The following is a 6377-nucleotide window of genomic DNA, read 5'->3' as shown; positions in this document are numbered from 1 at the left end:
GGGGCTATTGAGGTTTTATCCCCCCAACCCCCCTTGGGAAGGGGGGCTAAAGAGGTTTTATCCCCCCAACCCCCCTTTGGAAGGGGGGCTCAAGAGGTTTTATCCCCCCAACCCCCCTTGGGAAGGGGGGCTATTGAGGAATATCTCTGTCGGGGATGCGATCGCCTAACTCCCGCCACCTCCGTCTTAATCCCAGAAATGCTAAAACTTTTTCAACGATACTGGCGAGTTTGGATGGATAGCGGCGGATGCCAGAGCGAGATTCCAATGAAAAATAGCAGGGGCAATTCCCCCGCAATTTTAGACATTGCGGCACTTGCGGCACAGTCCCTCCTGCCAAATAATTTTCCTCCGGGGCTTTTCTCTCACCGTCCACTGCCCCCTATGAGTGGAGTACAACAAAAATTATTCCTCTGGCTCCCCCCTTTCATGTCCCCCCCTTTCATGTCCCTCCCCTTTCATGTCCCCCCCCTTTCAAAGGGGGGGCTAGGGGGGGATAAGAGCTAGGGGCGAACCGTACAACTCCCATTTCCAGAAAAAATTCACAAACGGGGCAGTGAAAACGTCTTATTTATAGAGGCGCAATTTTTCCCCCTTTGTTATGCCCGCGCCAGTGAAAAAATCTCTGGCTGGAAAAATTCACAAACGGGGCAGGTAAAACGTCTTATTTATAGAGGCGCGATTTCTTCCCCGAAGATCGCTCCCTCCCAATCGACTATTCATTTAATTTCCAAAAAAGAGAGGAATTAATCATGTCTGACTCAACGAATCAACCGGACAAAATCACCATCGAAAACGAAGGGGAACCGGAGGCAAAACTTCCCTACTCGCCACCCAAACTGTACCAGCATGGGAAAATCAATGAAGTAACTTTTACCACGATTGTTGCAACTGGCTTTGACGGATTTCCAAATTTCACTGATTTTTCCCTGCATGTATTATGGTATTTACCCTTTGGATTTTTGGGTGCGTTAACGTTTTGTTAATCGAGGACGTAGGGAAACAATGCCTCTAACTCGAAAAATAAAGATTGACTTCGAGGTATAGCCAAATCTATACGCCAAAGATAACTCTATGATTCTGCGATTTACATCTTTATGGCGGCAGATTTCGATAATCGTCTTAAGTATATAGACGATATAAACGACGAAAGTTACAAACTACAACTCTCTATAGAGTTTGAACATATAACCGTTCCATGAGGACGTATGAGTTTTTTCTCAGTAATTACGAAGGTTGCCAAAATTGGGGGAGCCATTATGACTAAGATCGGTGAAATGGAGTCACTTAACAATCCTGACAATAAACCTCCCAATGTAAAATTTGGGGATGTGACGTGGATATATGACCGGGAAAAGGGTTCCACTCACGCGGCCAACTTCGATAGTGGTGAATCAGTCATTTCTTATTCTTTGACTAGCAATGATGGTGTCCTGAGTACCATGATTCAGCCTATAGAGTATGGACAAACTTATGATGCCACTTCCGATCTCAAGGATTTTGGTAGTGGAGAAATGAGCATTGTCCCCGGTCAAGAAGACAGCGAAGCTTTGGGAAACCCTCCCACCCGTAAACTTCTATCTTACGTTGGTACGTTGTTTATTGGAAAAGTTGCTTTAACTCGCAGTATTTCCTTTGAAAAGACCAACAATGGTTTTAAGATAGACAGCCAGTCTATTTTAGATGAAGTTTCCATAAACTACAAGGACAAAGAAGGCAACGACTTTACGCTGAATGGTAAAGCCAATCAGAAAACAAGCGATAGCAACGACAATAGTTATGTCGCTGAAATTCCTTTTCCAAATGGCAGTAGCCATGAACTCCCTTTGAGTAACTTGAGTATCAGTATTACCATGCCCACTCCGGCTTTCATGGAAATGACTCGGGAACACCGCTGGCGGCTTAAAAGTGTAGAGGAAGTCCCCCTCCTCCAAAGCTTTTTACCTTCCAATTCATCGAACTAATCGAAGAGAGCGGTAGGGTGTGTTAAGCGCTGTTCAATTATTTGACATTAACCTAAATGTTAAAATTCAGCGCCGTAACGCACCACCTAATGACATAAGCGGTAGGGTGCGTCTTTGCGCTGTGCAATTATTTGACATTAACCTAAATGTTAAAATTCAGCGCCGTAACGCACCTAACAACTTAAGTCTAAGGTGGGCAAAATTATGTAATCCCGAAAAATTCCGGCTTCGGATATCATTTGCCCACCCTACTAATGATGAACTATATTTGAACCGAAAGCGATCCTCTGTCCCCCCCCGGACAACTTGCGTATTTATTCCTCTGTCTCCCCCCTTTCAAAGGGGGGTTAGGGGGGGATTACCAATGTCTCCCCCCTTTCAAAGGGGGGTTAGGGGGGGATTACCAAAGGGGGGGATAAAAAAGGGGGTTAGAGGGGATAAGGGGCCGGGGGGATCGAAACCACAGAGACACAGAGGACACAAAGAGAGATTCTGTCGGTCGAGAATGTCCTAACTATCTATTGCAGTGCAATAGTAAAATTATTTAATAATTTAAAGCAAATTTTAATTCAACCTTGAACCAAATGTTTTTCTATCAAATTTACGGCATTACCCTAAGCAGCAACCGGCAACTGCCCGGTCTAATAGCCATCTCGCCCGCCCCAACAGATATCGAATTTGAATTAACAGAAACCGGCCCGGTTGTATCGCCCCAACCTGCTACTGGCTGGCAAATAAACAGAGAGCAAAAAACCGACGGTACTTACGAACTTTCCTATGGCGGCAACGGAATGGTCGAGTTCCAAATTTCCCCCTCGCGCCAAAAAATTTCTGCCCGAACCAACTTGCCATTACCAGAAGTCACCGCCATCTTACTCGGTGCAGTATTGGGTTCTGCGTTGCGCTTGCGGGGGACAGTTTGCCTGCATTCCAGTGCGATCGCCGTGGGAACCCCTGGCTCCCCCCGGACAACAAAAAATTATGACCCTGGCTCCCCCCTTTCAAAGGGGGGCGGGGGGGGGGATAAAGGGGGGCGGGGGGGGATAAAGGGGGGCGGGGGGGGGATAAAAAAAAGGGGAGGAACCCAGGCGATCGCCTTAATCGGCGCTAAAGGGGCGGGAAAATCCACCACTGCCGCCGCTTTTGCCAAACGCGGATGTCCCATTCTGGCCGACGATGTAGCAGTCCTCACCGAGAAGGACAACTCATTTCTCGTTCAACCCGGATATCCCCGTCTGCGCTTGTGGCCGAATGCCGTTAACGCCGTCTACGGGTCAGAGGTCGGTTTATCCAGGGTGATGAGGCAAATCGATAAACGCTATGTGGAGTTGGATGCGGAGAATGCTGCCGTCCAGTGGCGGTTTCAGGCGCAACCGGCAAGTCTTGCGGCTGTTTATATCTTAGAACCGCGCCAATTAGAGTTAGCAACTCCGGCGATCGCGCCAATTCCCAGTAAAATTGGTTTGATGATGTTACTAGAGCATTGCTATCCCTACTTTTTAACCTTAGACCGCGATAGACAATACCGAGAATTTATTTTTTTGGGACGTTTGGCAGCTACGGTCCCCCTGCGAAAAGTCGATCGCCCCGATGAACTGACGAAACTGCCGCAAATTTGCGATGCTATTCTTGACGATATTAAAAGTTTTTAGTTCATTAAAAATTTTTAATTACAAATTAATCGCTTTCAAGTTGCATTTTTTTAATTTTATTGGTAATGTTTGGCTTGCATGGCAAACAATCGCGCGTAAGTCCCACCGAGACTTAACAATTCTTCGTGAGAACCACTTTCTACAATCCTACCTTTTTCTAAGACAAAAATGCGATCGACCATCTTTACCGTTGACAGACGATGGCTAATCAAAATTGCCGTTTTGCCTTGAATCAGTTGGCGAAATTGCTCGAAAACTTCCGATTCCGATCGCGCATCTAAAGCACTTGTGGGTTCGTCGAGAACCAGAATTTGAGCCGATCGCAAAAAAGCCCGGGCGATCGCTACTTTTTGCCACTCCCCCACGCTCAATTCTTCCCCTTCGTCAAATTGCGTGCCTAACGTCGTCTCGTAGCCTTTTGGAAGTTTAGCGATCGCTTTATCTACCCCGGCTTTTTGCGCCGCTTTGATAATATCTTCTTCCTCACTCAAATTCCCAATATTTCCAAACCCAATATTCTCCCTCACCGTCAAATTGTAACGCACGTAATCTTGAAACACCACACTAATTTCCCGTCGCCACTCTGTCGCATTCAATTCCCGCAAATCAATCCCATCAATTGTAACTCGTCCGCCCGTCGGATCGTAAAGCCGACATAATAATTTAATTAACGTGGTTTTACCCGCTCCATTTTCTCCCACCAACGCCACGGTTTCTCCCGCCGGAATCGTTAAATTAATCTCTTCCAGTAAGGGACGACTGCTATGAGGATAGTGAAAAGAAACTCTTTCAAATGTCACCCCCACTGCAAACGGGTTGGGAACGGGATGAGGATGGGAAGGGGTGGAAACTGTGGGTTTTAAGTCCAGAAATTGGTATAAATGAGAGAGAAATAAACTATTTTCATACAAACTGGCAAGACTGGAAAGCAGTTCTCGCAAACAAATTTGACCCCGTTGAAATCCCTGATAGTACATTACCAGTCCCCCTAATGTAATTTCATCCATCAGGGTTTGATAGGCAATAAAACCGCAAGCGGCAAAAACGGCAAGAGTGCTGCTGGATTGAGTGATTAATTCCGCCTGCGATCGCCATTTAGCCAGCGCCAATTTTTCCTGACGAATCGAGTCGCGCAGGTGGCGATAGCGCTGGCGAAATCCCGCCCCCAAATCGAACAATCGCACTTCTTTGGCATAGGAATCATGGACGAGCATCAAATGAAAATAGTAAGCGATGCGCTCTTTGAGCGTCCAACCCCGTTGCTGACGATAGAGCTTGCCGGTATGGTTTAACCGGACGAATAAACCGGGAAGTGCTGCGGCTAACAAGACTGCAGCGATCGCCCAATGGAGGGAAATTAATAGAGCTGCGATCGCCATCAGAGAAATGCCATTTTGCGCCAACTGCACCAAACTATTCAGGATGCGCTGAGGGCGATAAACCGCTTCTTGTTGGGCGCGATGCAAAGCATTATAAAACTGGGCATTTTCGTAATATTCCAAATCGAGTTCGATAGATTTAGCGTGCAAAATGTCATGGACAAAATCCGTAACAATTTGGGAGTGCGCCTCGCTTGCATATCCGGATAAAGAGCGCAGACAATCAGCAATCAGAGCGGTGAATCCGGCGAGAATCACCAGCAGCAGCACCTCGGAAAAGGCAGCAGAACCCGCGCCAATACCTACGGTGACGGCATCGACGATCCGTTTCATTAAATAGAGGGAAACTATGGGCAAAACGCCTTGCACCAGCAAGAGAATCGTCGTGACAGCGCTCCACAGGGGAGTGCTTTGCCAGACTAAACAAATGGCTCTTTTCAGGTTTTCCAAGAGTTGCTTATTTTTGAGCTTGGTTTTCAAAGTTCGTAATGATTTTAGGGGCGATATTGACATAGAGAGCGATCGCACTTTTGGCAATCCGGTCAAGTTAGGAACCCTTCCCCTTTTCTGATTCCTCTTCTCCCAAGAACCAATTGACAATCGTCAACCGCTCTCCCGCTGTCACGGGCTTGACTTCATGCACTATAGCGCTGTCAAAAGCGATTAACAAGCCCGGTTGCCCATTGAGCGACAAACCCAACCGAGCGGCTTTCTCATCTTTTAATAAACCATAAAACATTAATGCCCCGCCCTCATAGGTGTCGATATTGGCAGAATCGCAATCTCCAGTCTGTCCTTCACCGTTGACAAAAATTATCGTAGAGACTCGTCGCCTTTGGTTCACATATTGGTAATCCTTCCCAAAATCCCGATCCTTGTGGGGGAGATAAAAGCCACCTTCTCGGTAGAACAAAAAGTTCGGGCCTTGACAAGCGTCCAATTTCACCTTAAAATTTTTTTCCAATTGGGGCTTAATCGCTCCGAGTTTCTGGCCTACGGTTTCAACGATGGATGGGGACAATTTGGTTTGCTCAACCTTGCGAATGGTTTCATCCACTACAAATTTTCCTTCGCTCAGGTGGATTTCGCCCGGTCGAAATTTCTTGGCTTGACGAATTTCCGCTAAAATTTGCTGGCAAAGCTGGCGATCGAGGAAGTCTCGCATGACGAAGACCCCCAAACGCTCGAATAGGGTTAATTGGTCTAGCATGGAATTTTTTAGGTTAACTTAAGCATCTTATTGATTTTATGAGCGGTTTTGTTGGGATTGTCAACGGCGACGGTCAACCCATTGACCCCACCCTGTTACAGATACATTTAACCCGGAAAAATCTAGCAATTGCTGGAAGTTTCTGAGTATGGCACAATCTGGAATGAAATTA

Annotated in this window: 5 protein-coding genes; 3 read left to right on the top strand and 2 right to left on the bottom strand. The window is 46.6% G+C overall.

Annotation, left to right across the window (positions count from 1 at the left end):
- The first annotated feature begins 752 nt into the window (after positions 1-752).
- The 3 genes from AC0QH1_RS13555 (at position 753) to AC0QH1_RS13545 (ending at position 3616) form a co-directional block, all read left to right on the top strand.
- Complete coding sequence (locus AC0QH1_RS13555; RefSeq protein WP_324631689.1) at positions 753-986, top strand: hypothetical protein; 234 nt, start codon at positions 753-755, stop codon at positions 984-986.
- Between the two features lie 273 nt (positions 987-1259).
- Positions 1260-1964 (top strand): hypothetical protein, encoded by a 705-nt coding sequence (locus AC0QH1_RS13550; RefSeq protein ID WP_324631688.1) that lies wholly within the window; start codon positions 1260-1262, stop codon positions 1962-1964.
- 584 nt (positions 1965-2548) lie between these two features.
- On the top strand, positions 2549-3616 hold the full coding sequence (locus tag AC0QH1_RS13545; protein ID WP_324631687.1) for a serine/threonine protein kinase: 1068 nt from the start codon (positions 2549-2551) through the stop codon (positions 3614-3616).
- A gap of 56 nt (positions 3617-3672) precedes the next feature.
- On the opposite strand, the gene AC0QH1_RS13540 is transcribed toward AC0QH1_RS13545, so the two are convergent.
- Together AC0QH1_RS13540 and AC0QH1_RS13535 are read right to left on the bottom strand one after the other, a co-directional pair.
- On the bottom strand, positions 3673-5475 hold the full coding sequence (locus AC0QH1_RS13540) for an ABC transporter ATP-binding protein (protein ID WP_324631686.1): 1803 nt from the start codon (positions 5473-5475) through the stop codon (positions 3673-3675).
- A gap of 67 nt (positions 5476-5542) precedes the next feature.
- Positions 5543-6205, bottom strand: coding sequence for a 2OG-Fe(II) oxygenase (locus tag AC0QH1_RS13535; protein WP_324631685.1), 663 nt, complete (start codon positions 6203-6205; stop codon positions 5543-5545).
- Positions 6206-6377: the final 172 nt, after the last annotated feature.

The sequence above is a fragment of the Phormidium sp. CCY1219 genome (genome assembly GCF_055795085.1).
The sequence above is the reverse complement of the archived record's forward strand: the minus strand, read 5'-3'. Positions and strand labels throughout refer to the sequence as shown.

What these genes read in the sequence shown, in the direction of transcription:
- AC0QH1_RS13535 (WP_324631685.1), bottom strand. Translation starts at nt 6,205, where the DNA reads ATGCTAGACCAATTAACCCTATTCGAGCGTTTGGGGGTCTTCGTCATG.
- AC0QH1_RS13545 (WP_324631687.1), top strand. Translation starts at nt 2,549, where the DNA reads ATGTTTTTCTATCAAATTTACGGCATTACCCTAAGCAGCAACCGGCAA.
- AC0QH1_RS13555 (WP_324631689.1), top strand. Translation starts at nt 753, where the DNA reads ATGTCTGACTCAACGAATCAACCGGACAAAATCACCATCGAAAACGAA.
- AC0QH1_RS13550 (WP_324631688.1), top strand. Translation starts at nt 1,260, where the DNA reads ATGACTAAGATCGGTGAAATGGAGTCACTTAACAATCCTGACAATAAA.